The sequence below is a fragment of the Nocardioides oceani genome (assembly GCF_030412965.1).
In the GTDB taxonomy this organism is placed as follows: domain Bacteria; phylum Actinomycetota; class Actinomycetes; order Propionibacteriales; family Nocardioidaceae; genus Nocardioides; species Nocardioides oceani.
Map to the genome: position 1 here is coordinate 1 of NZ_JAUHJQ010000015.1, position 25,295 is coordinate 25,295.

The window sequence follows — 25,295 nt, forward strand, 5'->3', positions numbered from 1 at the left end:
GGCTCGAAGTCCGAGCTCCTCGACCTCGGCCGACGATCCCGACTGTTCTCCGGCGCGCAACGCCGCGGGCTCAACATCACCCAACCGACCTGCACCGCCGACGGCTGCGACTGGCCCGCCCACCTCTGCCACGCCCACCACGACCAACCCTGGTCGCACGGCGGGACGACAGACCTGAGCAACGCCCGCAACCTCTGCCCCCGCCACCACGCACGCATCCACGACCCCGCCTACGAGACCACCCACCTGCCCAACGGCCGCGTCGCCTTCCACATGCGGACATAGACCGCTGGCCCGGTCATCTCACAGACGTCCTTCGACCACCGCCACCACAGCGGTCGACCCCCGCCCGCCCGCAACCCGAACAGCGACCGCGACCAAGCACCTCGACCACAGCAGCGCGCAACCACGCCTTCCTTTGAATCTCCTTGCACGGCGCCACCCGACGGCCCGACGACCACCCCGGAGGCCCTGCGCACCTCACCGGGTCTCCACGACGCTCGCCAAAGCTCGCTGCTCGACCAGCGAAGTCGGGCCCCGCGCACCCCACCGGGTCTCGACCAGCGTGTCAGGCCCTGTGCACCTCACCGGGTCTCGACGACGCTCGCCGAGGCTCGCTGCTCGACCAGCGGGACGTCGCCCGACGAGCGGTCAGGCGTTGGCGGCGGCCTTGTCCTGCTCGGCCTTCAGCATGAGTGCGATGTCGATGAGCTGGTCCTCCTGGCCGCCGATGAGCTTGCGGCGGCCGGCCTCGAGCAAGATCTTCGCGCCGGAGACGCCGTACCGGTCGGCGGCGTTGCCGGCGTGCTTGAGGAAGGAGGAGTAGACGCCGGCGTACCCCATCATCAGCGTCATCCGGTCCAGCTGGCACTCCTCCGGCATGGCCGGCTTGATGACGTCCTCGGAGGCGTCGACGATCTGCAGGAAGTCGACGCCGGTGCGCCAGCCGAGCTTGTCGCAGACGCCGATGAAAGCCTCGAGCGGCGTGTTGCCGGCGCCGGCGCCGAAGCGGCGGACCGAGCCGTCGATCTGGGTGGCGCCCGCGCGGGCGGCGATGACGGTGTTGGCGACGCCGAGGCCGAGGTTCTCGTGGCCGTGGAAACCGACGTCGGCCTGCGCGCCGATCTCGGCGACGACCGCCGAGACCCGGTCGGCGGTCTGCTCCATGACGAGCGCGCCGGCGGAGTCGACGACGTACACGCACTGGCAGCCGGCGTCGACCATGATCCGGGCCTGCTTCGCCAGCACCTCCGGCGGCTGGGTGTGGCTCATCATGAGGAAGCCGACGGTCTCCAGGCCGAGCTCGCGGGCGAGCCCGAAGTGCTGGATGGAGGTGTCGGCCTCGGTGCAGTGCGTGGCGATCCGGCAGATCTGGCCGCCGTTGTCCTGCGCCGCGCGGATGTCGTCCTTGGTGCCGACGCCCGGGAGCATGAGGAAGGCGATCCTGGCGTTCTTGGCGGTCTCCGCCGCGATCCGGATCAGCTCCTGCTCGGGTGTGCGGGAGAAGCCGTAGTTGAACGACGAGCCGCCGAGGCCGTCGCCGTGGGTCACCTCGATGACCGGGATGCCGGAGGAGTCGAGCGCCTCGACGATGTCGTGGACCTCCTGCGCGGTGAACTGGTGCCGCTTGTGGTGCGACCCGTCGCGCAGGCAGGTGTCGGTCAGCCGCAGGTCCAGGTCGCCGCCGTGGGCGTCCTTCCAGGTGCGCGTCAACGTGTCGCGCTGGGCTGCGTCGGTCATGTCAGGCCTCCTTGCGGCCGGCGAGCACGGACCGCGCGATGTTGTCGCCGACCTGCGTCGCAGCGGCGGTCATGATGTCGAGGTTGCCGGAGTACGGCGGCAGGTAGTCCCCGGCGCCCTCCACCTCGACGAAGATCGAGACCTTCACCTGGCCCTGGGTCGCGGCCGACGGCTCGTCGACCTGCGGCTCCTGGAGCAGCCGGTAGCCCGGGACGTACTCCTGGACGGCCTTCTCCATGGCGAAGACCGACTGCACGATGGCGTCGCGGTCGGCGTCGGGCGGCACCGCGCAGAAGATCGTGTCGCGCATGATCATCGGCGGCTCGGCCGGGTTGAGGATGATGATCGCCTTGCCCCTCTCGGCACCGCCGATCCGCTCGACGCCGGCCGCCGTCGTCCGCGTGAACTCGTCGATGTTGGCCCGGGTGCCGGGCCCGGCGGAGACGCTCGAGACCGACGCGACGATCTCGGCGTACGGCACCGGCGCGACCCGGGAGACCGCCGCGACCATGGGGATGGTGGCCTGGCCGCCGCAGGTGATCATGTTGACGTTCATCGCGCCGACGTGCTCCTCGCCGTTGACCGGCGGGATGACGGCGGGGCCGACCGAGGCGGGCGTCAGGTCGACCGCGCGGATGCCGGCCTCCTCGTAGCGGGGGGCGTACTCGCGGTGCACGTAGGCGGACGTCGCCTCGAAGATGAGGTCGGGCAGCTCGTCCTGCTTCAACAACCAGTCGACGCCCTCGTGCGAGGCCTCGAGGCCCTGCTGCGCGGCCAGCTTCAGCCCTTCCGAGGCCGGATCGACGCCGATCATCCAGCGCGGCTCGACGACGTCTGAGCGGAGCAGCTTGTACATCAGGTCGGTGCCGATGTTGCCCGGCCCCACGATGGCCGCGGTCAGCTTGGTCATGTCTGGGTGGACCTCTCAGGGGTGGGTCGGACGGCAGGCCACCATGCTAGAACCTGTTACAGTTTCGCGCCATGACGGGGTCTCCTCACGCCACCTCCAGCGGCTCGCCGACCGACCTGCCCAGCGAGGTGGACGTCGTCGTGGTCGGCGCCGGCGCGGCCGGCATGAGCGCCGCGCTCGCGGCCGCCGATCGCGGCCTCGACACGATCCTGCTGGAGAAGAGCCCGTGGTTCGGCGGCTCGACCGCCCGCAGCGGCGGCGGCGTGTGGATCCCCGGCAACTACGCGCTCAAGGCGGCCGGTCAGGACGACCCGCTGGAGAACTCCAAGCTCTACCTCGACTCGATCGTCGGCGACGTGGTCCCGAAGGTCCGCCGCGACACCTACGTCGACCGCGGCGCCGAGGTCATGGACTGGCTCAAGGCCCGCACGCCGGTGCGGTTCACCTGGGTGCCCGACTACGCCGACTACCACCCCGAGCAGCCCGGTGGGCGGCCGAAGGGGCGGACCGTCGAGCCGATCCCGCTGGACGCGAGCTTCCTCGGCCGCGAGCTCGAGCGGCTGCACCCGCCGTACACCAAGGCGCCGGCGAACATGATCGTCACCCAGGCCGACTTCCGGAAGATCAGCCTCGGGCTGCGCACGCTGCGCGGGCCGATCACGATGGTGAAGGTGACGATCAGGCGGATCGTCGCGGGGCTGCTGCGGCGCCGGATGTACGCCATGGGCAACGCGATCGCGATCGGGCTGCGCAAGGGCCTGGCCGACGCTCGCGTCCCGGTCCACTACGAGACCGACCTGCGCGACCTGCTCGTCGAGGACGGCCGGGTGACCGGCGTCCGGGTGCTGCGCGACGGCGTCGAGCAGGTCGTCCGGGCCCGCCGCGGCGTGGTGCTGGGCAGCGGCGGCTTCGAGCGCAGCGCCGAGCTGCGCGAGCGCTACCTCCCCCGGCCGACCTCCGTCGACTGGACGACCGGGTCCCAGAACAACACCGGCGCCGGCCTCCTCGCCGGCATCGAGGCCGGCGCCCGCACCGACCTCATGGACGACGGCTGGTGGGGCCCGACCATCCCGCTGCCGGGCCGCCCGTGGTTCTGCCTGGCGGAGCGGAACCTGCCCGGCTCGATCATCGTCAACCAGGCCGGCGAGCGGTACATGAACGAGGCGCTCCCCTACGTCGAGGCCGTCCACGAGATCTACCGCGGCGAGCAGACCGGCGTGGGGCACGTGCCGTCGTGGATGGTCATCGACCAGCGCTACCGCAACCGCTACGTCTTCGCCGGCCTCATGCCGCGCCAGCCCTTCCCCGGCAAGTGGTTCAAGGAGGGTGTGGTCAAGAAGGCCGACACCCTGGCCGGGCTGGCCGCAGAGATCGGCGTCCCCGCCGCGACCCTCGAGCGCACGGTCGAGCGGTTCAACGGCTTCGCGCGCACCGGCGTCGACGCGGACTTCCACCGCGGCGAGTCGGCCTACGACAAGTACTACTCCGACCCGACCGTCAAGCCGAACCCGTCGCTGCACACGATCGACGAGGGTCCGTTCTACGCCGTCCAGATCGTCCCCGGCGACCTCGGCACCAAGGGCGGCCTGGTCACCGACGAGCGGGCCCGGGTGCTGCGCGAGGACGGCTCGGTCATCGAGGGCCTGTACGCCGCCGGCAACGTGTCGTCCGCGGTGATGGGCCACACCTACCCCGGCCCCGGCGGCACGATCGGCCCGGCGCTCGTCTTCGGCTACCTCGCCGCGGAGGACCTCGCGTCGGCCGGGACCACCTCCGCGAGCCCCGCGACGACAGCAGCGACCGCACCCACCGAGCCCGCCGTGGCCGAGAAGGAGACAGCCTGATGCCCATCGACCCCTCGGTGGCCATCGGCGCCGACCTCGGCTCCCGCGAGTTCAGCTGGTCCGAGAGCGACGTGCTGCTCTACCACCTCGGCATCGGCGCCGGCTCGCGACCGGGCGACAACCTCTCCCCCGCGGCGCTGGCCTACACCCTCGACGGCCCGGGCCTGCAGGTGCTGCCCTCGTTCGGCGTGGTCGCACCGACCTTCCACGAGACCGACCCGCCGCCGCTGGACCTGCCCGGCTGCGACATCAACCTCGCGCAGGTCGTGCACGGGTCGCAGGCGATCACCGTCACCGGCGGTCCGCTGCCGACCAGCGGCACGGCGACGGTCAGCACGACGCTCACCGACGTGTGGGACAAGGGCAAGGCCGCGGTGATCTGGCAAGAAGGCGTCGCGACGTCCCCGGCCGGCGAGGAGCTGTGGCGGGTGCGCTCGTCGATCTTCGTGCGCGGCGAGGGCGGTTGGGGCGGTGACCGCGGCTCGTCGAGCCCGGTGGTGCTCCCCGACCGCGCGCCCGACGCCGACGCGACGTACGACGTGACCCCGCAGCAGGCGCTGCTCTACCGGCTCTGCGGCGACCGCAACCCGCTGCACGCCGACCCTGACTTCGCCAAGGCGGCCGGCTTCCCGGCGCCCATCCTGCACGGGCTGTGCTCCTACGGGATCGTGCTGCGCACGCTGACCGACGAGCTGCTCGACGGCGACGCGACGCGGGTCGGCGGGTTCGCGGCGAAGTTCGCCGGGGTCGTGTTCCCGGGCGAGACCATCCGCACCCGCGCGTGGCGCGAGGACGGGCGGGTCCTCGCGGCGGCCGAGATCGCCGGCGGCGACCGGGACGGCTCACCCGTGCTCGGCGACGTGGTGCTCGACCTGGCCTGACCGGCCGGCCGCGGTCGCACCGCGGGGTGACCCGACTCACCCGGCCCCGGGGCATGGCGCCCGGACGGGACGTGTTGGGCAGGAGTCCCTCCCCGAAAGGCTCCTGCCATGTCGAACTCCTCGGCCCTGCGCGTCGTGCGCAGGGTGCCGTTCTGGGCGCAGATCGTCGCCGGCCTCGTGCTGGGCGTGCTGCTGGGCCTGGTCGCCCGCAGCACCGGCTCCGAGTGGCTGACGACCACGCTCGCCACGGTCGGCGACGTCTTCGTCGGCCTGCTCAAGGCCGCGGTCCCGCCGCTGGTCCTCACCGCGATCATCGTCAGCATCGCCAACCTGCGGCAGGTCGCCAACGCCGCCCGCCTCGCCACCCAGACGCTGCTGTGGTTCATGGTCACCTCGCTGGTCGCCGTGGGCGTCGGCCTGGGCCTCGGCATCCTCACCGACCCGGGCGAGGCCGCCGAGGTCGCCCCCGCGGGCGCGTCGTACGACGGCGGCACCGGCTCCTGGCTGGACTTCCTCACCGGCCTGGTCCCCGCGAACTTCCTCGGCCTCTCCGCCGACGACGGCGGGCTGTCGTTCAACGTGCTGCAGCTGGTCGTCGTGGCCCTCGCGATCGGCGCGGCCGCGCTCAAGGCCGGCGACGCCGCCGAGCCGTTCCTCGGCTTCATGCGCTCCGCCCTCGCCGTCATCCAGCAGGTGCTGTGGTGGATCATCAAGCTCGCGCCGCTCGGCACGCTCGGCCTGATCGGGAACGCCGTCGCGACCTACGGCTGGGACCTGGTCGGTCCGCTGGCGACCTTCACCGTCGACGTCTACGTCGGCTGCCTGGTCGTGATGCTCCTCGTCTACCCGGTCATCCTGCGGCTCAACGGGCTCTCGCCGGTCAAGTTCTTCACCGGCGCATGGCCCGCGATCCAGCTGGCCTTCGTCTCCCGCTCGTCGGTGGGCACCATGCCGCTCACCCAGCGCGTGACGACCCGCAACCTGGGCGTCCCGGAGGAGTACGCCTCCTTCGCCGTGCCCTTCGGCGCCACCACCAAGATGGACGGCTGCGCGGCGATCTATCCCGCGCTCGCGGCGATCACGGTGGCGCAGGTCTTCGGCATCTCGCTGGGCATCCAGGACTACCTGCTCATCGCGTTCGTCTCGGTCATCGGCTCCGCCGCGACCGCCGGCCTCACCGGCGCGGTGGTCATGCTGACCCTGACCCTGTCCACGCTGGGCCTGCCGGTCGAGGGCGTCGCGCTGCTGCTCGCGATCGACCCGATCCTCGACATGATCCGCACCGCGACCAACGTCGCCGGCCAGGCGCTCGTGCCGACGATCGTGGCCAAGCGCGAGGGCCTGCTGGACCAGGCGGCGTACGACGCTCCCCGCGGCGACGTCCTCGGTGACGAGCCGGCGGTCGAGCAGCGCGACGAGCGGGCGACGGTCGCCGCCTAGCTCCTAGGCCTCGGCCCTGCTCGCCAGCAGGTAGAGCCGCTCGGTCGTCTCGCCCCGCGAGGCGACCGGGCCGCGCCGGTACCACTCGACGTCGCCGAGCCCGGCCGCCTCCACGGCGGTGCGGACCTCGGCGACGTCGTGCGTGACGACGTCGAGCGAGACCTCCTGGCCGAACCACTCCCCGACGTGGCGCACCCGTTCCGGGCCGCCGGTGTGGAGCGCGAGCACCAGCAGCCCGCCGGGCGCGAGCGGGCGGGCCAGCGCGGCCACGGCCCCGGCCAGCTCGTCGGGGGCGAGGTGGATGAGCGAGTACCACCCCAGCACCGCGGCCCACCCGACCGCCGCGGGCGGTCGCACGAGGCGGCGCAGGTCGCCGACGGCGTACGTCGCGTCGGGGAAGCGCGCCTGCGCCTGCTCGACCATCCCCGGCGTGAGGTCGATGCCGGTGGCGTCGGCACCCGCCGCGGCGAGGTACGCCGTCACGTGGCCCGGTCCGCAGCCCGCCTCGACCACGGGCCGGCCCGAGGCGACCGCGTGCTCGGCGACCCGGTCGAGCAGCCAGCGCTCGAACGGCAGGCCCGCCAGCTCGCCGGTGAGCGCGTCGGCGTAGTCCGCGGCGATCGCCGCGTAGCCGGCGCGCACCCGGTCGTCGCGGTCCGCGGGCAGCACGACCGGCCCGTCCGCCGCGGGTCCGCCGCCTGCGGCGGGCGTGTCCTCGGGCGCGCCGAGCAGGTGCCGCCAGCGGGCGTCCCGGTCGCCGCGCCGGCGCGGCAGCTCCTCGACCAGCCCGCGCCCGGCCATCCGTCGCAGGGTGTCCTCCGCGGCCTGCCGGTCGGCGAAGGCGTGCAGCCGCTCGGTCCGCGCCCGCAGCTCGCCCGGCGCCTGCGGCCCGCGCAGCAGCAGCACGGTCAGCAGCGCCCGCTCGTCGGCGGCCAGGTCCAGCGCCTCGTCGAGCACCTGGTGGTACTTCAGGGTGCGCCGGCCGGTGTCGGACCACACGATCCGCAGCAGCCCGCGCTCCTTGAGCCGCCGGGCGACCTGCTCGACCAGCTGCTCGTCGTGGTCGGTGACCGGCTCGCGGCTGCTCGTCTGGTTGCAGGCGGTGCGCAGGCCGCTCAGCGTCATCGGGTACGACGCCGGCACCGTCACCTGCTTCTCCATCAGCGCGCCGAGCACCCGTTGCTCCTCGTGGTCGAGCTGGAGGTCCGACGTGGGCGGGGTCTCGGTCACGCGGCCGACCATAGGGGAACGCCCCGGCGGCACGGGTTGTTCGACCAGGTGATGCCACGTCCCTGGGTCCCCCGCCACGTCCTGGTCACCGCCGCGGCCGCCGAGCAGCCGCACACCGCCGAGATGCTGCGCCGCATCGAGGCGGCCGGCGTCGACGACGTACGCCTGCTCACGAGCAACCGGCTGACCGGCCTGAACGAGGGCAGCGAGCGCGAGGTCTACGCCCGCGCCAAGGCGACGCTCGCGCTGGTCGTCGCGCCGCCGAGCGTGCTGAAGCCGCAGCCCATCCCGCCGAGCGCCGACTGGCGGATCGACCTGGCGAAGGGGTGCCCGGCGCACTGCCAGTACTGCTACCTCGCCGGCTCGCTGACCGGACCGCCGATCACCCGGGCGTACGCCAACCTCGACGACGTGCTGGCCGGCATCGGGACGCACGCCGGGCGCGGCGCGGTCACCAGCGGCACCACGGAGCGCGGCCACGAGGGCACGACGTACGAGCTGTCCTGCTACACCGACCCGCTCGGCATCGAGCACCTCACCGGCTCGCTGGCCGAGGCCGTGCGCCGGGTCGGGACCGGCGCGTACGGCGACGACGTGTCGCTGCGGTTCACCACGAAGTTCGACGCCGTGAATGGGCTGCTCGCCCTCCCCCACGGTCGCCGCACCCGGATGCGGGTGTCGGTCAACGCCGAGGAGGTCGCGGGGCGCTTCGAGGGCGGCACGTCACCGGTGTCGGCGCGCATCGACGCGCTTCGCCGGGTCGCGCTCGCCGGCTACCGCGTCGGGCTCACCATCGCGCCGGTCATGCCGGTCGACGGCTGGCAGGAGCAGTACGCCGCCCTGCTGGACGCCGTCGCCGGCGCGCTGGCCGACGTGCCCGACCTGGACCTCACCACCGAGGTGATCACGCACCGCTTCACGCCGGGCAGCCGCGAGGTGCTGCTCGGGTGGTACCCCCGCACGCAGCTCGAGATGGACCCGTCGGTGCGCACCGCGAAGCGGAACAAGTTCGGTGGCGTCAAGCACGTCTATCCCCGCGAGACCATGGCCGAGATGCGCGCGTGGTTCACCGACGCGCTGGCGACCCGGCTGCCCGGCGCGCCGCTGCTCTACTGGACCTGAGCCGGCGGTCCCGCCGCGTCGAGGACGGGCTTTCGCGGCGCGACCCTGCTACGGTCGAGGGAGTTGAAGGGGGTTCTCCCCACCTGGCGGCCGATCCGGCCGCCGAGCTCATCGCTTGTCCTTGGTCTTCTTCGTCCCGTACGTCGGCATCAGGCGCCTGGCTTTGTCTTCAGCCCCGCAGCGGGCAACAGGTCGCCCGCCGCAACCGACACGAAGGAACATCATGACCAACGGCACCGTGAAGTGGTTCAGCGACGACAAGGGCTTCGGCTTCATCGCCCAGGAGGGCGGCGGCGCGGACGTGTTCGTCCACCACAGCAACATCCAGGGCAACGGCTACAAGTCCCTCAAGGACGACCAGAAGGTCGAGTTCGACGTCGTCGCCGGCCCCAAGGGCCCGCAGGCCGAGAACGTCCGGGCTCTCTGAGTCCCACCCCGCACTCCGTCCGACGGCGGCTCACCGATCACGCATCGGTGGCCGCCGTCCGGCGATTTCGGGGGTCTGGTGGCGGACGCGGCGCGACGTTTCATCGGCCGGCCGATGAAACTGTCGGTTGGACGCTGAAGTTTCATCGTCCAACCGTGAGATCCAGCGGTCGGCCGATGAAACATCCCGGCTCCCCCGCCGGCTCACCACCCCGCGACGGTGGTCACGCGGCCGGCGTCGGGGTCCCAGCGGCGCAGCCGGGTGAAGGTGAGCACGACGTCCTCGTGACCGAGCACGTCGACGGCCCGCTGGGCGTCGGCACGGTCGAGCCGGCGGGCGAGCGTCACGTGCGGCAGCCAGCCCAGGTGGGCCCGGTCGGGCACCTGCACCCGCACGGCGAGCACGCGACGTACGACGTCGTCGTCGATGTCGAACGCACGCGCCACGGTCAGCCGCTCCCCGCCGAGCAGCAGCAGCCCGGCCGAGCGGGCGCGGAACGGCAGCAGCGAGCCGAGCCGGGCGGAGGCGACGTCGATCGCGGCGTCGGGCAGCTCCGGCGCGGACACGACCGTCAGGTGCGGCGCGTTGGTGGCGCCGGGGTGGTCCAGCTGCGAGGGCAGGCCCGCGTCGCGCAGCCGCTGCCAGTCATGGCGGACCGCCTCCTGGCCGGCCTCGTCGGGCACCAGCTCCAGCGCGTGCAGCGGCATCAGCCGAGCCACGCCTTCGCGCGACGCGTGTGGCCGGCCTTCGTCGCCGGCTCCATGCCGTCGTAGAGCCGGGCGATCATCTGCGAGCGCGGGTTCCGCGCGAACACGTCCTGGTGGTCCCTCACGAAGGTCCAGTAGAGCGCGTCCCAGTCCGCGCGCCACTCGCCGGGCCCGAAGTCGGTGAGCTTGCGCAGGTAGTTCGAGCCGGAGACGTACGGCTTGGTCACGATCGCCTCGCCGGCGGCGAACTGCGACATGCCGTAGACGTTCGGCACCATCACCCAGTCGTAGGCGTCGATGAACATCTCCATGAACCACTCGTACGCCGCGTCGGGCTCGGTCCGCAGCAGGCACATCGCGTTGCCGAGCACCATCAGCCGCTCGATGTGGTGGGCGTAGCCGGTGCGCAGCACCGACCGCAGCACGTGGTCGACCGGCTCCATCCCGGTGCTCGCGTCCCACCAGCCCTCGGCGAGCGGGCGGGTGTGGCCGAGGTGGTTGCGGCTGCGCAGGGCACGGCCCCACAGGACGTAGGAGGCGCGCATGTACTCCCGCCAGCCGATCACCTGCCGCACGAACCCCTCGAGCGAGGCGAGCGGCACGTCGGCGGACTCCCCCGCCTCGAGCGCCCGCTCGAGGACGTGCGCGGGCGTGACGAGGCCGGTGTTGAGCGCGGGGGTCAGCAGGGAGTGGAAGAGGTAGGGGTGCTCGGTGGAGACCGCGTCCTCGTACGGACCGAACTGCGGGAACCGCTCGGCCAGGAACACGTCGTACGCCGCCTCGGCCTCCTCGTGCGAGGTCGGCCAGGCGAAGGCGTCGGCGTCCCCGGGGTTGTCGGGGAACTCCTCGGCCACCCAGGCGATCGCCTCCTCGACCGCCGGGTGCCGGCCCGGCCGCGGCACGTCCGGGACCGGGTGGCCGCGCGGCAGCTTCCTGCGGTTCTCCTCGTCGAAGGACCAGCGCCCGCCGACCGGCTCGCCGTCACCCTCGACGAGCACGTCGAGGCGCTTGCGCTGCCACGAGTAGAAGTGCTGCATCCGCGCGGCCCGACCGCGCGGCCCGGCGACCCCGTCGAAGTGGGCGGCGAGCTCGGCGCGCGAGGTGAGGAACATCGGTGTCTCGAGCACCTCCTCGGGGCGCAGCTCGTGCCCGGCCTCGGCCAGCGCGGCGGTGAGGTCGCGGGAGAGCCAGTCGTCGACGACGTCGTAGACAGCCACCTCGGTCGCCCGCAGCCGCCGCAGCACCTCGACCAGGCCCTCGCGGCTCGAGCGGTCCGCGGAGGTCTCCACCACCTCGACGTCCCGCCCGGCCTCGCGCAGCCGGTCGGCGAAGCGCCGCATCGAGGCGCGGTGGAGGACGAGCTTCTGGGTGTGGAAGCGGTACTGCCGGAACAGCAGGTCGTGCTCGACCAGGACGTACGTCGTGCCGCTCGGCGCCTCGAGGTGGTCGAGGAAGAGCTGGTGGGGCATCACCAGCTGGACACGCCGTTCCGTCACGGGCGGGCCGGTACCCATACTCCGCACATGGCGCTCCTCGACACCTGGACCCGCGGCGAGCACGTCGACGAGACCGGCACCGGCCACCCGACGTACCGCAGGGGCGAAGGGCCCGGCATCGTCCTCGTCCACGAGATCCCCGGCATCTCACCGGACGTGATCGGGTACGCCGAGGAGCTGGTCGCCGCCGGGTACACCGTCGTCATGCCCGAGCTGTTCGGGCGGACCGAGGCGCCGGTGGGCGCCGCGTCGGTGGCGCGTGCGATGGCGCAGATCTGCGTCAGCCGGGAGATGTCGATGCTCGCCGCCGGGGAGACCACGCCGGTCGCCGGGTGGCTGCGGTCCCTGGCGCGCGACCTGCACGCGGAGCTCGGCGGGCCGGGCGTCGGGGCGCTCGGCATGTGCTTCACGGGTGGCTTCGCGCTCGCGATGATGGTCGACGACGCCGTCGTTGCGCCGGTGCTCGCGCAGCCCTCGACGCCGTTCCCGCTCGGTCGGCGCCGCGCCGGGGACCTCGGGCTCTCCCCCGCCGACCTGGACCGGGTCAAGGCGCGGGCAGCGGGCGGCTGCCAGGTGCTCGGCCTGCGCTACCGCGGCGACCGGATGGTCGGGACCCGGTTCGAGACGCTCACCCGGGAGCTCGGTGACGCGTTCCTCCGGGTCGACCTGCCCGGCTCGAAGCACGCCACGCTCACCCTCCACCGCCACCAGGACGCCGTCGACGCGGTGCTCGGGTTCTTCGAGGACCGGCTGCGCCGCTAGCGCGGGCTCGGTCGGGGCAGGTCGGTCGGGGCGGGCTCAGTCGGTGCGGCGCTCGCCGGGCAGGTAGGTGCCGCTGACCGGCGGCAGGACGGCGCTGCCCCGCGCCCGTTCCCGGGCCGCCTCGCCGGCGCGGGCGGCCGCGGCCGAGGAGGCGTGGTCGGCGTCGTCCGGGGAGGCGCCCCGGCTCAGTGCCCGCTTCAGGCGGGAGCTGGTGCGGAGGTCCCAGACCACCGCTCCGACGACGACCACACCGATGCCGGCGAGCACGAGCACGACGGACCCCTTACGGTTGCTGTTCGGTTGATGCTCGTCAGGGTGCCCGGCCGCCCAGCGGGGAAACCACGCCACCGGACGCGGCGACCCCGAACAGCCAGGCAGCGGCCGCGAACAGCCCCGCGAAGCCGGCGGTGACCATCACGACGTCGGCGGCCGAGGCTCCCGCGGCCGCACCGGAGAGCAGCAGGGCGGCGGACACCACCACCTGGGTGAGGGTGGTGGCGGCCAGCACGAGCGACATGGGCGCCGGGCGCAGGCGGGCGAGGGCGGAGCCGACGAGCAGGACGGCGAGGACGGCGACGTACGCCCGGTCCGGGCGGCCGCCAGCGCCGACGATGCCGAGCGCGCCGGCGGCGAGGACGAGGGCCACGGCAGCGCCGAGGGCGCAGGCGAGGCCGAGACGGTGTGCGGTCGACGTGGTCATGCTCCGACGCTAGGCCCCCGCGCGGACGGAGGGCGTCGAGGAGATGTGGAGGTCCTGTGCAGGTCCGCCAGGTCCCGCGATCAGTCCTCCCGCGGTGCGCCCGGGTGCGGGTCGAGCTTGGTGTCGAGGTGCCCGCCGGCGACGCCGTCGTGGAGGCGGTGCTGCTCCTTCTTGACGGCACGGGTGCTGGCGAGCACGTAGCCGAGGGCGAGCGCGACCAGCACCACGGCGAGGACGATCCAGGCGGTCATGGGGGCTCGGTTCCGCACGGGCCCGCTCGCCATACCCGCCCCGCCCCGTCCGGCAGGGCTAGGTTGCCGGCGTGGACAGCGCCCGCGCGATCGAGAACCTCCTCTACCGCTACGCCGAGCTGATCGACGCGGGCGACCTCGACGGCGTGGCCGCGCTGTTCGAGCACGGCAGCGTCATGGGGCAGCACGGGCCTGCCGCCGTCCGGGAGCTGTACGCCGCCACGACGCGCATCCACGAACCGGCCGGGACGCCCCTGACCCACCACGTCGTCACCAACCCGATCGTCGAGGTCGACGAGTCCGCGGGGACGGCTGGGTGCCGGTCCCGCTTCACCGTCCTGCAGGCGACCGACGCGCTGCCGCTCCAGCCGGTCGCGGCCGGCCGCTACGTCGACACCTTCACCCGCGTGGACGGACGCTGGTGGTTCGCCTCCCGGACCATGCACCTCGACCTCACCGGCGACCTCAGCCAGCACCTGCTCCTCTGACCGGCACCGCGGTGGTCCAGTCCGGCGACCGTCCGGTGTCACACCGACCGGCCACGCGGTGTCTCCAGGGCACACGAACCCACCCGCCAGCCAGGAGAGAAGCACCATGCGCGTTGCAGTAGCCGGGGGCACCGGCCTCGTCGGCACCCACGTCGTCCACGAGCTGCGCCAGCGGGGATGCACCCCGGTGGTGCTCAGCCGCGGCAGCGGCGTCGACCTCCTCACCGGGAGCGGCCTCGGGCAGGCGCTGACCGGGGTCGACGCGACCATCGACGTCAGCAACGTCGTCACCATGCGGCGAGCCGCGGCCGTGCGGTTCTTCGGGACCGCGACCGACAACCTGCTCGACGCGGGTCGCGCCGCGGGGGTCGGGCACCACGTCGTCCTGTCGATCGTCGGCATCGACCGGGTGAGGTTCGGCTACTACGACGGCAAGCTGCGCCAGGAGCAGCTGGCCCTGGCCGGCCCGATCCCCGCGACCGTGCTCCGCGCCACCCAGTTCCACGAGTTCGCGGGCCAGCTGCTCGACCGGGTCCCGGGGCCCGTGGCGGTCCTCCCGCGGCAGCGGATCCGGCCGGTCGCGGCCGCCGACGTCGCCGCCGAGCTCGTCCGCCTCGTGCAGGGCGAGCCGTGCGGCCTCGCCGCCGAGCTCGCCGGACCCGAGGAGCACCAGCTGGTCGACCTGGCCCGCAGGGTGGTCCGGGTCAGGGGGCAGCGGCGGCCGGTGGTCGGCGTGCGCCTGCCCGGCGCGGGCGGGCGGGCCATGGTCTCGGGAGGGCTGCTGCCCGCCGAGGACGCCCGCCACGGCGCCACGACCTTCGACGACTGGCTCGCCGGAGCAGACCGGCGACCGGCTCGCTGAGCTGCGGCACCCGCCGGTCCAGGGTCGCGGGTCGTCGGCCCTCTGTCGGCCATCGGACGGACAGCCGGCCCGCGCGGCGGCACGATGGGTGGATGAGGGTCGAGGGCAAGCGGGTCGTGGTGACGGGAGCGTCGAGCGGGATCGGTGCCGCGCTGGCGCGCGAGCTGGCCGGCCGCGGAGCGGCGGTCGTGCTGGTCGCCCGGGGCCGTGAGGCGCTCGAGGCGCTCGCCGCCGACCTCCCGGGCTCCACCGTGGTCGCCGGTGACCTGTCCTCCGCCGAGGGGTGCAGCCGGGTCGCGGCGGAGGTGCTGGCCGGCGGTGTGCCGGACGTGCTGGTCAACAACGCCGGCGCCGGGCGCTGGCTCGCCGTCGACGAGACGGCCGAGGGCGAGGCGACGGCGATGATGGCGGTGCCGTACCTCGCCGCCTTCGAGCTGACCCGCGCGATCTCCCCCGCGATGGTGGAGCGCGGGAGCGGCCAGCTGGTCTACATGACCTCGGTCGCGGCGTACCTCCACATCCCCGGCGCCGCCGGCTACTCCGCCGCCCGGTGGGCGGTGCGCGCGCTGGCCGGGCTCGTCCGCGCGGACCTGCGCGGGACCGGCGTGGGGGTCACGCTCCTGGCGCCGGCCGAGGTCGACTCGCCCTACTTCGAGCACAACCCCGGCACGCGCGAGCGGGTCCCGCGGGCGACCGCGCTCATGGGCGGCGCCAGCACGACGGCGTCCATCGCCCGGCAGTGCACGGACGCCATCGAGGCCGACCGCCGCACGGCCATCCTGCCGCGGCAGGCCGCCCTGGTGGTGCGCACGACGCCCGGACCGCTCATCGACCGGCTCGCGGCGTGGACCGGCTGGAAGCGCCGCTGAGGGCCGTCCTCGACCGGATCGCGTCGGCGCGCAGGTTCGAGGCCCGCTACGCCACGATCGGGTTCCAGGACGACGCGGCCGTCGACGACGGCGAGCCGTGGCCGGTCTCCTCCGCGCTCGTCGCGTGGGATCGACTCCGTCGAGGAGCGGGTCACCGCGCGGGTCCGCACCGCCGCCGGCGGCTGCGCCGGGTCACGCCCTCGACGAGGCGACCAGCAGGCAGAACGGGTGGCCGGTGGGGTCCGCGAGCACGTAGAGCGGCTCCTCGGCGTCGTACGTCCGGTCCAGCAGCAGTGTCGCGCCGAGCTCCTCGGCCCGTCGCCGGTGCCGTTCGAGCGCGGCGACGTCAGGCACCGCGAGGTCGAGGTGCAGCTGGGCCGGCACCGAGTGCTCCGGCCAGTCCGGCCGCTGGATCGACGGCACGTCCTGCACGGCCAGCACCCGCCGGCCCGCGTCGTCGAGGAGGACCAGCCAGTCGGCGTCGTCGGGCGAGCCGTCAGTCGGCGGCTCGTCGCCGGGGCGGTACCGCAGCCCGAGCAGCTCGCGGTAGAACTCCGCCAGCGGGCGGCACGCCAGCGCGTCGACCACGGTGTGCATCACGACGGGGTGGTCGGACATGCGTTCTCCCGGGCCTCAGCGCTCGAGCGGGCGGCCCGGGTCGGCGGTCCAGGCGTTCATGGAGCCGTCGTACACGGCGACGTCGTCGCGGCCGAGCTCCATGAGCGCCAGCGCGGCCGCCGTGGCGGCGATCCCTCCGCCGCAGTAGGTCACCGGCCGCCTGCCCGGGTCGAGGGCACCGACCGACCCGAAGAGGTCACGCAGCTCCTCGATCGGGCGCATCCGCCCGTCGGGGCCGACGAGCTCCGGGAACGGGACGTTCACGCTGCCCGGGATGCGGCCGCGCTCGAAGTCCTCGCGGGCCAGCGCGTTGACGAGCAGCACGTCCGGGTCGTCGACGGCGGACTCGACGTCCGCGGTCGACCGGATCCGCTCGGGCCGGCGACGGGCGGTGAACGTCGTCGGCGGGTACGTCTCGGTGCCGGTGGTCGTCTCGAAGCCCGCCGCCCGCCACGCGTCGAGGCCACCGTCGAGCACCGAGACCCGGTCGCTGCCCTCCAGCCCGAACTGCCACCACAGGCGCGTCGCCCAGATCCCGTTGACGGAGTCGTAGACGACGACGCGGTGGTCGTCCCCCACGCCGAGCTCGCCCACCACGGCACCGAAGCGGGCGCTGTCCACCGCGGCGAACGGCGCCTCGCCGTCGGGGTCGCTCAGGGCGGTGACCTGGTCGACGAACGCCGCGCCCGGGACGTGCTCGTGCTCGTAGGTCGCCCGTCCCGACTCGATGTGCGCGCCGTCCTCGTCGAAGGTCAGGTGCACGGTCCCGTCGAGCACGCGGAGCGTGGGGTCGGCGAGGTGCTCGTGGAGCCAGTCGACGGACACATGGCGGGGAACGGCGCTCATGGGTCGTCGGTACCCACGGCCGCGCCCGGGACCCGCTCGGCGCGGGCGACGGGCTTGCTAGCCTCGAGAGCGGACCACGACCGGTCCGCCGGACGACGGAGCCGTACCCGGACAGCGACAAGACGGCCACCGAGGAGTCGTCGTGGCGTGGTGGTTGCTGGTGGTGTCCGGGGGTCTCGAGGCGGTCTGGGCGGTCGCGCTGGGCCGGACCGAGGGCCTCACACGGCTCGTGCCCTCGCTGGTCTTCGTCTCGGCGCTCGTCCTGAGCATGGCCGGCCTCGCGCTGGCGATGCGGACCCTCCCGGTCGGCACGGCGTACGCCGTGTGGGTCGGCATCGGCGCGGCCCTCACCGTCGCGCACGGCATGGCCACGGGCGCGGAGCCGGTCAACCTCGTCCGGGTGCTGCTCCTGGCCGGCCTCGTCGGCTGCGTCGTCGGGCTGAAGCTCACGCACTGAGGTGCGCGGCGGCCCCCGGCCTCACCCCCGGTCGAGCACCGACGGGGCCAGCTCGAGGTCGGGCGCGAGCTCGCCGAGCAGGCCCCGGACGCGGGTGTCGAGGTCGGCGACGATGCGGCGCACCGTGGCCGGGTCCTGCCCGCCGGGGTCGTCGACCGGCCAGTCGCGGTAGGTCACGCCGGCGACGTACGGGCACTCCTCGCCGCAGCCGAGGGTGATCGCGAGGTCGCTCGCGGCGACCATCTCGGTGGTCAGGCGCCGCGGCTGCTCGCGGGAGGTGTCGAGCCCGAGCCGCCCGAGGGCGTCGGCGACCTCGGGGTGGATGTGCTCGCCGGGCTTCGTGCCGGCGGACAGGGCGACCACGCGGCCCCGCGCGTAGTGCTCGGTGAGCACGCGTGCGACGACCGAGCGGCCGCCGTTGCGGACGCACGCGAAGACGACCTGCGGGACGCGGGTGGCGGTCCTGGGGGGCTCGGTCACGAGGGTGCTCCAGCGGTGTCGGGGAAGAAGCGTCGCGCCCAGAGGCTGACGTAGACCAGGCCGACGAGGACGGGGACCTCGACGAGCGGCCCGACGACGCCGGCCAGCGCCTGGCCGCTGGTCACGCCGAAGACGGCGATCGCGACGGCGATGGCCAGCTCGAAGTTGTTGCCGGCCGCGGTGAACGCGACGGTGGTGGCGCGGGCGTACCCGAGCCCCGCGCGGCGGGCGAGCAGCAGCGAGCCCGCCCACATCAGCGCGAAGTAGACGACCAGAGGAAGGGCGATGCGGGCGACGTCGAGCGGCCGGCTGGTGATGGTGTCGCCCTGGAGGGCGAAGAGGACCACGATCGTGAACAGGAGGCCGTACAACGCCCACGGCCCGATCCGCGGCAGGAACCGCTGCTCGTACCAGTCACGGCCCCGGCGTCGCTCCCCCAGCCGGCGGCTGAGGTAGCCCGCCGCGAGCGGGACGCCCAGGAAGACCACCACGCTGCCGGCGATCTCCCACGGCGACACCTCGAGCCCCGTGGTCGACAGGCCGAGCCAGCCGGGCAGCAGGTCGAGGTAGAACCAGCCGAGCAGCGCGAAGGCGAGGACCTGGAACACCGAGTTGACGGCGACCAGGACGGCGGCGGCCTCACGGTCGCCGCAGGCCAGGTCGTTCCAGACGATCACCATCGCGATGCAGCGGGCCAGGCCGACGACGACCAGGCCGGTGCGGTACTCCGGCAGGTCGGGCAGGAAGATCCAGGCCAGGGCGAACATCAGCGCCGGGCCGAGGACCCAGTTCAGCACCAGCGACAGCACCATCATCCGGGTGTCGCGGGCGACCGCGCCGACCTCGTCGTAGCGGACCTTGGCCAGCACCGGGTACATCATCACGAGCAGGCCGAGGGCGATCGGGAGCGAGACCGACCCGACGCTCACGGCGTCCAGGGCGTCGGCGATGCCGGGTACCCAGCGCCCCGCGAGCAGGCCGACGACCATCGCGACGCCGATCCAGACCGGGAGGTACCGGTCCAGCCGGGAGAGCCGCTGCGCGACGGGGGCCTCCGGCGCGGTCGTCGCCGTCATGCGCCCGGCTTCGAGGCTCGGACGATCGCCCCGTGCATGCCCGGCGCCGCCTCGTGGGTGAACTCGACCTCGGCGTCGACGAAGCCGGCGGCAGCGAGACCCGCGAGGTACTCCGCTCGCGACAGCGCACCGGCGATGCAGCCGACGTACGAGCCGCGCTCGGCGCGCTCGGCGACCGTGAGCTGGTCCTCGGCGACGACGTCGGAGATCCCGATCCGCCCGCCGGGCACCAGCACCCGGTGCATCTCCGCCATGACCCGCGCCTTGTCGGCCGAGAGGTTGATGACACAGTTGGAGATCACGACGTCGACCGACGCGTCCGGGAGCGGCACGTCCTCGATGGTCCCCCGCCGGAACTCCACGTTCTCGGCGCCGGCCTTGGCCGCGTTGGCGCGCGCGAGATCGAGCATCTCGTCGGTCATGTCCACGCCGTAGGCGAAGCCGCTCGCCCCCACCCGTCGAGCGGAGAGCAGCACGTCGATCCCGCCGCCCGAGCCCAGGTCAAGGACCCGCTCGCCGGGGCGGAGGTCCGCGACCGCGGTCGGGTTCCCGCAGCCCAGGCTGGCGGCGACCGCCTCGGCCGGCAGACCGCGCTGGTCCTCGGCGGCGTACAGCCCCGCACCGAAGGACTCCCCCACGGTCACGTCGCCCCCGCAGCACGGAGACGCCGCGCCGTCGCCGGCGTCGACGACCTGCAGGGCGTCGTTGAGGTCCGCGTTGGTCGTGCCACGGGTCACCGCGGCCGCGGCGTCGGCGTAGCGGCTGCGGACCTCCTCACGGAGCTGGTCGGGGGTCGGGGACGCCTGGGGAGCGGTGGTCATGCATCGAGCCTTGTCGATGCATCGACGATTGTCAATCAGTCTGGCAGACTGCGGGCATGGCCTCCCCCACCGCCCCGACCGCCCCGACCGTCGAGCAGACGTCCGCGTGCTGCTCGACCGTCACGGGCGGGGTGCTGGAGGCCGCGGACGCCGAGCGGCTGGCCCGAATGTTCAAGGCGCTGGGCGACCCGACGCGCGTCCGCCTGCTGTCCCTCATCGCCGCGCAGCCCGACCGGGAGGCCTGCGTCTGCGACCTCACCGAGCCCGTCGGCCTCTCGCAGCCGACGGTCTCCCACCACATGAAGCAGCTCGTCGAGGCAGGGCTGGTCGTCCGCGAGCAGCGCGGCCGGTGGGCGTTCTACCGGCTCGTCGAGGACACCCTCGCCGCGCTCGGCGACGCACTCCGGCCCTAGCCCGATGCGCCCCCGGTCCGTCAGCCCCGCGGCCGCGACGGTGGCCGCCCTCGCGCTGCTGCTGACCGGGTGCGACGGGTCCCCCGCACCGGGGCTCCCGCGCGCCGACGAGCGCTCGTCCACCGCGTCTCCCACCGCCCCTCCTGCCGCTCCGGCCGTCGAGCCGCCTGCGCTCCGGCGCTCGGACCCGCTGGTCCAGGACCTGTGGCGACCCGTGCCCGAGCTCGGCACGCTGGCGACCACGCTGCCGGCCTCCCTCGACCTCGACGCGATCGACGTGTCCCGGACGCTGTCGGAGGCGCCCGTCGACGCCGCGGTCCTCGCGGTCGGCATCGGCGCTCGCCCGTACGGCATGGACGACGTGGCCGTGCTCGGCCGGGACGGCGGGTGGCGGCTGGTCGACCGCTCGACGCTCGGGATGCGCGACGACGCGATCGTCGAGCAGCAGTTCCTGCTCAGCCCCGACGGCCGCATGCTCGCACTGGGCGACGACCACGGGATCGTGCTCGTCCGGCTCGCCACGGGCCGCGCCGTCCGCGTGGCCACCCCCTTCCAGCAGCCCGTCCTGCACTGGTGGGACCCCGACGGCTCGGCGGTCGTGCTCAGCGACCGTCGCCGGCAGCGGGACACCTGGGAGGTGCGGTTGCCGGAGCGGACGGCCACGCCGCACGACCACCACGGCTGGTCGTCCGCGGTCGGGCCGTCCGGCGGGGTGGTCGAGCTCGTGCCGAACATCGCCTCGCCGGGCCGCTCGACCCGCCCGGCCCACGCTCCCTTCACCGGTCTGCGAGCCTCGTCCGGCGGCCGCGCCCCGGACGCGACCACGCCGCTGAGCCACGCCCTCCCCCACGACGCGCACGTGGGGCACCGGGCCGGCGACCTGCTCGGCGTGGCCCACGGACACGACCCCGAGGGCCGGCGGACGATCCCCGGCGTGTCCGCGGTCGACCTCCGCAGCGGTGAGCTGGTGGGACTCCTCGAGATGTCACCACGGCAGCTGGCCTGGACCTCGGTCGAGGGCGTGCTCGGCGACCGCTGGCTGCTGCTCCACTCCCCGTCGGGCCCCGACGGAGGGCTGGTGGCGTGGGACCCGGTCGCCGCCGAGCTCCGCAGCGTGATGGCGATCGAGCAGCGCGCCACCGTCGTCAGCATCGCCGACCGGCTGCTCGAGCGGCGCGCCGACTGACCGTCCTGCGCGGCGCGCGCGAGGATCGCGTCCGTGCGGGAGGAGGAGCGGCCCTGGTCGCCGATGACGCCCGACGAGGTGGCCACGGCGCTGGCCGGCGTCCCGTGGCAGTGGTGGCTCGCCGGCGGCTGGGCCCTCGACCTCCACCTGGGCCGACAGACCCGCCACCACGAGGACGTCGACGTCGTCGTCCTCCGCGACGACCCCGGTGACGTCCAGCAGCACCTGGCCGGGTGGACCCTGATGGCAGCGGACCCGCCGGGACGACTGCGGACCTGGATCGAGGAGGAGCACCTGCCCGCGCACGTGCACGACGTGTGGTGCCGCCCGGCCGGCGCGGAGGCCTGGGCGCTCCAGCTGATGGTCGTCGACCGGGTGGGCGACCGGTGGGTCTACCGGCGCGACCGCCGGGTCGGCCGACCCCTGACGCAGCTGCGCGGACCCGCGTCGACGCCACGACTGCCGGTGCTCGCGCCGGAGGTGCAGCTGCTGCACAAGAGCAAGGCCCCGCGCCGCCCCAAGGACGAGGCCGACTTCGTGACGCTGCTCCCCTCCCTCGACGCCTCGCGGCGCGGGTGGCTCCGCGAGGCGCTCCTCGTCGTGGACCCGGACCATCCGTGGACGGCCCGGCTCTGACGCCCCGGTCGCGGGTCAGGCGGTCGGGTCCGGGCCCTCGGTCGCGAGCGTGAGCAGGCGCAGGTCCTCCGCGAGGCGCTCGAGGAGGTCCCGGTCGACGCCTCCGAAGAGATCCGCCTCGACCTCGCCGACGGCGGCCATGAGCTGATCGAGGCGCTGCCGGCCGGCATCGGTGATCTCGACGTTGACCTGCCGCCGGTCGCGGGCGTCGAAGGCACGCCGGACCATGCCGGCCTCCTCCAGCTTGGCGATGCGGTGCGTGATGGCACCCGAGGTGACCTGGGCCAGGTCCTGCAGCGCACCGACGCTGAGCGGGCCGTCCGAGCGCAGGAGGCTGGAGAGCACGGGCAGCTCCCAGAACTCGATCCCCTGGGGCGCCAGTCGGCGGCGCGCCTCCGTGTCGAGGTGGTGGGCGAGGCGGCGCAGGCGGATGTGGACCGCCTTGGTGGTCAGGTCGACGTCCGGCGCGCGGACGCGGACGTGGTCGAGGATCGCGTCGACGCGGTCCCGGCGCTCGTCGGCCATCGGTCTCCTTTGGCGAAGTTGTCTCAATGGTGCGACTATCTCAGCACCAAGTCAACCGGAGGTCCTGCACACTCATGTCGTCACCCACCCCGTCCGCGCCCGCTCCGGCCGCTCCCCCGGTCGGCCACCCGGACCACCCGGACCACGCCGCTCACGCGAGGGCGACCATCGCCCTGGCGATCGTCGGCATCTTCGTGACCTACGTGCCCATCACCGCCGTCAGCGTCGCGCTCACCACCATCGGCACCGACACCGGCGCCTCGACCGCGGGTCTGCAGTGGGTCTCGGACGCCTACGTCATCCCGATGGCGGCGGCCGTGCTCTCCGCCGGCGTCTTCGGCGACATCCTGGGCCGGCGCCGGGTCTTCCTCTCCGGCCTCCTGCTCACCGTCCTGGGCGGCGTCACCGCCGGCCTGGGCTCCGCGCTCCTCGACGAGCACCCCCTGCGCCTGGTGTGGGCCGGCCAGGCGGTCGCCGGGCTCGGCGCGGGCCTGCTGATCCCGACCACCCTGGCCCTCATCGCCCAGGCGGTGCCGGACCTCCGCGCTCGCGGGAAGTTCATCGGCTTCTGGTCGATGGGCCTGATGGCCGGTCTGGCGCTCGGCCCGATCTTCTCCGGCACCGTGCTCGAGGTCGCCGCGTGGCACTGGATCTACGCGCCGTCGACCACCCTCGCGGTCGTCGCGACCCTGGTCGCCCTGCGCCTCCTCCCCGAGTCCGTCCCGGTGGAGGGCCGCCGGCTCGACTGGTCCGGCCAGGTCACGGCCACCATCGCCATCGCCTTCTCGATCTTCGGCATCATCGAGGGCGGCGAGCAGGGCTGGACGTCGTGGCAGGCGCTCCTCGGCCTCGGCGTCGGCGCCGCCTCCGTCCTGGCGTTCCTGGTCATCGAGCACCGCAGCGCCGCTCCGCTGATGGACCTCGGCATCTTCCGGTCGCCGGCCTTCTCCGCGTCCGGCTTCGCCGGCGTGATCGCGATGTTCTCGATCGTCGGCGGGATGTTCCTGCTCAGCCTCTTCCTGGGCTTCGTGCAGGGTCTCGGCGCGCTCGACATCGCGCTGCGGCTGCTCTTCGCCACCGGCCTCGGCGTCGCCGTCGGTCCTCTGGCGGCCAGGCTCATGCAGCGGCTCAAGGCGCTCCACGTCCTGGCCCTCGGCCTGGTCGTCGGCGCCACCGGCCTGTACTCCCTGACCTTCATCACCGCGGAGACGGGCGTGTGGGACCTCGGGTGGCGGCTGGCGATCTTCGGGCTCGGCAACACCACGATGATGACCGCGGTGACCACCGCGGCGATCAACTCCGCGCCGCTCCGGATGGCCGGGATGGCCGCCGCGACCAACACCGTCCTGCGCCAGTACGGCGCCGCGCTCGGGCCCGCCATCCTGGGCGTGGTCTTCAGCCACGAGCTCGCCGGCGGCGCGACGCCCGAGGACGCCTTCGCGGCCGCGCTGGTCACCAACGTCGCCCTGCTGCTCGTGGCAGCCGTCGTCTGCCTAGTCGCCGGACGCCGCGAGGTGCACCCCGGCTCGCGCTGAGCCGCAGGCCTCCCGAGCGCCTGAGCCCCGGCTCAGTCGCCCCTGGTCGCCGCCTGCACCATCGCGACACGATCGGCGCAGCGCTGCGGCATCGTGGCCCCGTAGTAGGGGAAGGTCACCAGGCCGATGAGCACGGCCCAGCCCCGGGAGACCGTCCAGGTGGCGTCGTCGACGTCGAGGGCCCGCCGGAAGACCGCGCGGCCCTCGGCGTCGAGCACCTCCCACGCCACGACCAGGTCCACCGTCGGGTCCCCCACACCCAGGCCGCCGAGGTCGAGGACGGCGGAGAGCCGGCCGGCCCGGTCCACCAGCAGGTTCTCGGCCACGAGGTCGCCGTGGTACCAGCCCACCGACGGCTCGACGGTCTCCTCGGCCGCGACCGCGAGGTCCCACACCCGCAGGGCCGCTCGGAGGTCGAGCGGGAGCCCGAGACCCGCGCACGCGGTCGCCGACATGCGGACGTCGGCGTCGAGGGCCGCCAGCGGGCCACCGCGGTACCAGCTCAGGGAGGCGTCGGTCGCGACCCCGGCGGGCACCACCATCGCCCGCAGGTGGGCGACGAGATCCGCGAGGTCGCGCGCCAGCCGCACCGACGCGGCACCGGAGACGGGCGGCCGCGGGACCGCACCGGGCAGCCAGGACGTGACCGACCAGCGCTCGGGGTAGCCGAGCGCCGGCTCGCCGACGCCCACGACCTCCGGCACCGCGACGGGCAGCCGCCCGGCGACGTACGGCAGCCAGCGCGCCTCCTTGGTGATGCTCGCTCCCCCGCCTGGCTGGCGCGGCAGGCGGACGACCAGGTCGCGCCCCAGGCGGAACATCGTGTTCGACGACCCCGACGTCGCGACCGGCACCAGCTCCCGGCCCGCGAGCGCGGGGAAGGCGTCGGCGACCAGCCGCTGGACGAGGTCGACGTCGACGGCCAGCTCGTCGTCGTGGAGGCGCCGCACGCCGTCATCCTCGGCGGGCGGCC

At 74.0% G+C, this 25,295-nt stretch carries 30 protein-coding genes and 1 riboswitch; of the genes, 15 read left to right on the plus strand and 15 right to left on the minus strand.

The genetic code is table 11. From position 1 onward, the window contains the following. The coding region (locus QWY28_RS21265; protein ID WP_300954833.1) for an HNH endonuclease signature motif containing protein at positions 1 to 285 on the plus strand (285 nt) is incomplete at its 5' end. Between the two features lie 366 nt (positions 286 to 651). Here QWY28_RS21265 and dmpG read toward each other — a convergent pair. Together dmpG and QWY28_RS21275 are read right to left on the minus strand one after the other, a co-directional pair. After that, complete coding sequence (dmpG, locus tag QWY28_RS21270; protein WP_300954835.1) at positions 652 to 1,740, minus strand: 4-hydroxy-2-oxovalerate aldolase; 1,089 nt, start codon at positions 1,738 to 1,740, stop codon at positions 652 to 654. A 1-nt stretch (position 1,741) separates the two neighbouring features. Next, positions 1,742 to 2,650 (minus strand): acetaldehyde dehydrogenase (acetylating), encoded by a 909-nt coding sequence (locus QWY28_RS21275; RefSeq protein WP_300954837.1) that lies wholly within the window; start codon positions 2,648 to 2,650, stop codon positions 1,742 to 1,744. Positions 2,651 to 2,721: 71 nt separating this feature from the next. Here QWY28_RS21275 and kstD point away from each other — a divergent pair, with 71 nt between their 5' ends. The 3 genes from kstD to QWY28_RS21290 all read left to right on the plus strand — a co-directional run bounded on the left by kstD (position 2,722) and on the right by QWY28_RS21290 (position 6,815). After that, positions 2,722 to 4,494: a 3-oxosteroid 1-dehydrogenase gene (gene kstD / locus QWY28_RS21280; protein ID WP_300954839.1), complete on the plus strand. Its 1,773-nt coding sequence runs from the start codon at positions 2,722 to 2,724 to the stop codon at positions 4,492 to 4,494. After that, positions 4,494 to 5,375 carry an enoyl-CoA hydratase ChsH3 gene (chsH3, locus tag QWY28_RS21285; protein WP_300954841.1) on the plus strand — a complete coding sequence of 294 codons (882 nt, stop codon included), beginning with the start codon at positions 4,494 to 4,496 and terminating at the stop codon, positions 5,373 to 5,375. The genes kstD and chsH3 overlap by 1 nt, the downstream gene beginning before the upstream one ends. A 108-nt stretch (positions 5,376 to 5,483) precedes the next feature. Then, positions 5,484 to 6,815 (plus strand): dicarboxylate/amino acid:cation symporter, encoded by a 1,332-nt coding sequence (locus QWY28_RS21290; protein WP_300954844.1) that lies wholly within the window; start codon positions 5,484 to 5,486, stop codon positions 6,813 to 6,815. Positions 6,816 to 6,818: 3 nt separating this feature from the next. Here the strand turns inward: QWY28_RS21290 and QWY28_RS21295 are convergent, their stop codons facing one another. After that, entirely contained in the window at positions 6,819 to 8,045 is a 1,227-nt protein-coding gene (locus QWY28_RS21295; protein ID WP_300954846.1) for a DUF480 domain-containing protein, read from the minus strand. 51 nt (positions 8,046 to 8,096) lie between these two features. On the opposite strand from QWY28_RS21295, the gene QWY28_RS21300 reads away from it, so the two are divergent. Continuing rightward, positions 8,097 to 9,167 (plus strand): SPL family radical SAM protein, encoded by a 1,071-nt coding sequence (locus tag QWY28_RS21300; protein WP_300954848.1) that lies wholly within the window; start codon positions 8,097 to 8,099, stop codon positions 9,165 to 9,167. A 223-nt stretch (positions 9,168 to 9,390) separates the two neighbouring features. Continuing rightward, positions 9,391 to 9,594 (plus strand): cold-shock protein, encoded by a 204-nt coding sequence (locus QWY28_RS21305; protein WP_300954850.1) that lies wholly within the window; start codon positions 9,391 to 9,393, stop codon positions 9,592 to 9,594. A 203-nt stretch (positions 9,595 to 9,797) separates the two neighbouring features. Here QWY28_RS21305 and QWY28_RS21310 read toward each other — a convergent pair whose 3' ends face one another. After that, positions 9,798 to 10,301: a 2'-5' RNA ligase family protein gene (locus tag QWY28_RS21310; protein ID WP_300954851.1), complete on the minus strand. Its 504-nt coding sequence runs from the start codon at positions 10,299 to 10,301 to the stop codon at positions 9,798 to 9,800. Continuing rightward, positions 10,301 to 11,797 carry a cryptochrome/photolyase family protein gene (locus QWY28_RS21315; RefSeq protein WP_300954853.1) on the minus strand — a complete coding sequence of 499 codons (1,497 nt, stop codon included), beginning with the start codon at positions 11,795 to 11,797 and terminating at the stop codon, positions 10,301 to 10,303. The genes QWY28_RS21310 and QWY28_RS21315 overlap by 1 nt, the downstream gene beginning before the upstream one ends. 27 nt (positions 11,798 to 11,824) lie before the next feature. Between QWY28_RS21315 and QWY28_RS21320 the strand changes: the two genes are divergently transcribed. Continuing rightward, positions 11,825 to 12,559, plus strand: a complete 735-nt coding sequence (locus QWY28_RS21320; RefSeq protein WP_300954855.1) for a dienelactone hydrolase family protein — start codon at positions 11,825 to 11,827, stop codon at positions 12,557 to 12,559. Between the two features lie 36 nt (positions 12,560 to 12,595). Here the strand turns inward: QWY28_RS21320 and QWY28_RS21325 are convergent, their stop codons facing one another. The 3 genes from QWY28_RS21325 to QWY28_RS21335 form a co-directional block, all read right to left on the minus strand. Then, entirely contained in the window at positions 12,596 to 12,832 is a 237-nt protein-coding gene (locus QWY28_RS21325; protein ID WP_300954856.1) for a hypothetical protein, read from the minus strand. Positions 12,833 to 12,869: 37 nt separating this feature from the next. Next, complete coding sequence (locus tag QWY28_RS21330) at positions 12,870 to 13,259, minus strand: hypothetical protein (protein WP_300954857.1); 390 nt, start codon at positions 13,257 to 13,259, stop codon at positions 12,870 to 12,872. An 80-nt stretch (positions 13,260 to 13,339) separates the two neighbouring features. Next, positions 13,340 to 13,510 (minus strand): hypothetical protein, encoded by a 171-nt coding sequence (locus QWY28_RS21335; RefSeq protein ID WP_300954858.1) that lies wholly within the window; start codon positions 13,508 to 13,510, stop codon positions 13,340 to 13,342. Positions 13,511 to 13,581: 71 nt separating this feature from the next. Here QWY28_RS21335 and QWY28_RS21340 point away from each other — a divergent pair, with 71 nt between their 5' ends. The 3 genes from QWY28_RS21340 (at position 13,582) to QWY28_RS21350 (ending at position 15,729) form a co-directional block, all read left to right on the plus strand. Continuing rightward, positions 13,582 to 13,998, plus strand: coding sequence for a nuclear transport factor 2 family protein (locus QWY28_RS21340; protein WP_300954860.1), 417 nt, complete (start codon positions 13,582 to 13,584; stop codon positions 13,996 to 13,998). Positions 13,999 to 14,104: 106 nt separating this feature from the next. Further along, the gene (locus QWY28_RS21345; protein WP_300954861.1) at positions 14,105 to 14,860 is read left to right on the plus strand and encodes an SDR family oxidoreductase; all 756 of its coding nucleotides are present in this window, start codon (positions 14,105 to 14,107) and stop codon (positions 14,858 to 14,860) included. Positions 14,861 to 14,952: 92 nt separating this feature from the next. Further along, positions 14,953 to 15,729: an SDR family NAD(P)-dependent oxidoreductase gene (locus QWY28_RS21350; protein WP_300954863.1), complete on the plus strand. Its 777-nt coding sequence runs from the start codon at positions 14,953 to 14,955 to the stop codon at positions 15,727 to 15,729. Between the two features lie 192 nt (positions 15,730 to 15,921). On the opposite strand, the gene QWY28_RS21355 is transcribed toward QWY28_RS21350, so the two are convergent. Both QWY28_RS21355 and QWY28_RS21360 read right to left on the minus strand, forming a co-directional pair. After that, complete coding sequence (locus tag QWY28_RS21355) at positions 15,922 to 16,347, minus strand: VOC family protein (RefSeq protein ID WP_300954864.1); 426 nt, start codon at positions 16,345 to 16,347, stop codon at positions 15,922 to 15,924. Positions 16,348 to 16,362: 15 nt separating this feature from the next. Further along, complete coding sequence (locus QWY28_RS21360) at positions 16,363 to 17,193, minus strand: sulfurtransferase (RefSeq protein ID WP_300954865.1); 831 nt, start codon at positions 17,191 to 17,193, stop codon at positions 16,363 to 16,365. A 66-nt stretch (positions 17,194 to 17,259) separates the two neighbouring features. Continuing rightward, positions 17,260 to 17,324: riboswitch (guanidine-III (ykkC-III) riboswitch) on the plus strand. A gap of 11 nt (positions 17,325 to 17,335) precedes the next feature. Here QWY28_RS21360 and QWY28_RS21365 point away from each other — a divergent pair. Next, the gene (locus QWY28_RS21365; protein WP_300954867.1) at positions 17,336 to 17,650 is read left to right on the plus strand and encodes a DMT family transporter; all 315 of its coding nucleotides are present in this window, start codon (positions 17,336 to 17,338) and stop codon (positions 17,648 to 17,650) included. A gap of 21 nt (positions 17,651 to 17,671) precedes the next feature. On the opposite strand, the gene QWY28_RS21370 is transcribed toward QWY28_RS21365, so the two are convergent. Genes QWY28_RS21370 through arsM form a run of 3 tightly spaced genes read right to left on the minus strand, consistent with a single transcriptional unit; the run spans position 17,672 to position 20,027 of the window. Further along, entirely contained in the window at positions 17,672 to 18,130 is a 459-nt protein-coding gene (locus QWY28_RS21370) for an arsenate-mycothiol transferase ArsC (protein WP_300954868.1), read from the minus strand. After that, positions 18,127 to 19,206, minus strand: coding sequence for an ACR3 family arsenite efflux transporter (arsB, locus tag QWY28_RS21375; protein ID WP_300954870.1), 1,080 nt, complete (start codon positions 19,204 to 19,206; stop codon positions 18,127 to 18,129). The genes QWY28_RS21370 and arsB overlap by 4 nt, the downstream gene beginning before the upstream one ends. After that, positions 19,203 to 20,027, minus strand: a complete 825-nt coding sequence (gene arsM / locus QWY28_RS21380; RefSeq protein WP_300954872.1) for an arsenite methyltransferase — start codon at positions 20,025 to 20,027, stop codon at positions 19,203 to 19,205. The genes arsB and arsM overlap by 4 nt, the downstream gene beginning before the upstream one ends. Before the next feature lie 56 nt (positions 20,028 to 20,083). On the opposite strand from arsM, the gene QWY28_RS21385 reads away from it, so the two are divergent. Genes QWY28_RS21385 through QWY28_RS21395 form a run of 3 tightly spaced genes read left to right on the plus strand, consistent with a single transcriptional unit; the run spans position 20,084 to position 22,262 of the window. Next, entirely contained in the window at positions 20,084 to 20,440 is a 357-nt protein-coding gene (locus tag QWY28_RS21385) for an ArsR/SmtB family transcription factor (RefSeq protein ID WP_300954873.1), read from the plus strand. A gap of 4 nt (positions 20,441 to 20,444) precedes the next feature. Next, the gene (locus QWY28_RS21390; RefSeq protein WP_300954875.1) at positions 20,445 to 21,626 is read left to right on the plus strand and encodes a WD40 repeat domain-containing protein; all 1,182 of its coding nucleotides are present in this window, start codon (positions 20,445 to 20,447) and stop codon (positions 21,624 to 21,626) included. Positions 21,627 to 21,659: 33 nt separating this feature from the next. After that, positions 21,660 to 22,262 (plus strand): nucleotidyltransferase domain-containing protein, encoded by a 603-nt coding sequence (locus QWY28_RS21395; protein ID WP_300954877.1) that lies wholly within the window; start codon positions 21,660 to 21,662, stop codon positions 22,260 to 22,262. 15 nt (positions 22,263 to 22,277) lie between these two features. Here QWY28_RS21395 and QWY28_RS21400 read toward each other — a convergent pair whose 3' ends face one another. Next, complete coding sequence (locus tag QWY28_RS21400) at positions 22,278 to 22,787, minus strand: MarR family winged helix-turn-helix transcriptional regulator (protein WP_300954879.1); 510 nt, start codon at positions 22,785 to 22,787, stop codon at positions 22,278 to 22,280. Between the two features lie 74 nt (positions 22,788 to 22,861). Between QWY28_RS21400 and QWY28_RS21405 the strand changes: the two genes are divergently transcribed. Then, positions 22,862 to 24,322 (plus strand): MFS transporter, encoded by a 1,461-nt coding sequence (locus QWY28_RS21405; RefSeq protein WP_300954881.1) that lies wholly within the window; start codon positions 22,862 to 22,864, stop codon positions 24,320 to 24,322. Between the two features lie 32 nt (positions 24,323 to 24,354). Here QWY28_RS21405 and QWY28_RS21410 read toward each other — a convergent pair whose 3' ends face one another. Next, positions 24,355 to 25,272: an aminoglycoside phosphotransferase family protein gene (locus QWY28_RS21410; protein ID WP_300954883.1), complete on the minus strand. Its 918-nt coding sequence runs from the start codon at positions 25,270 to 25,272 to the stop codon at positions 24,355 to 24,357. Positions 25,273 to 25,295 lie beyond the last annotated feature (23 nt).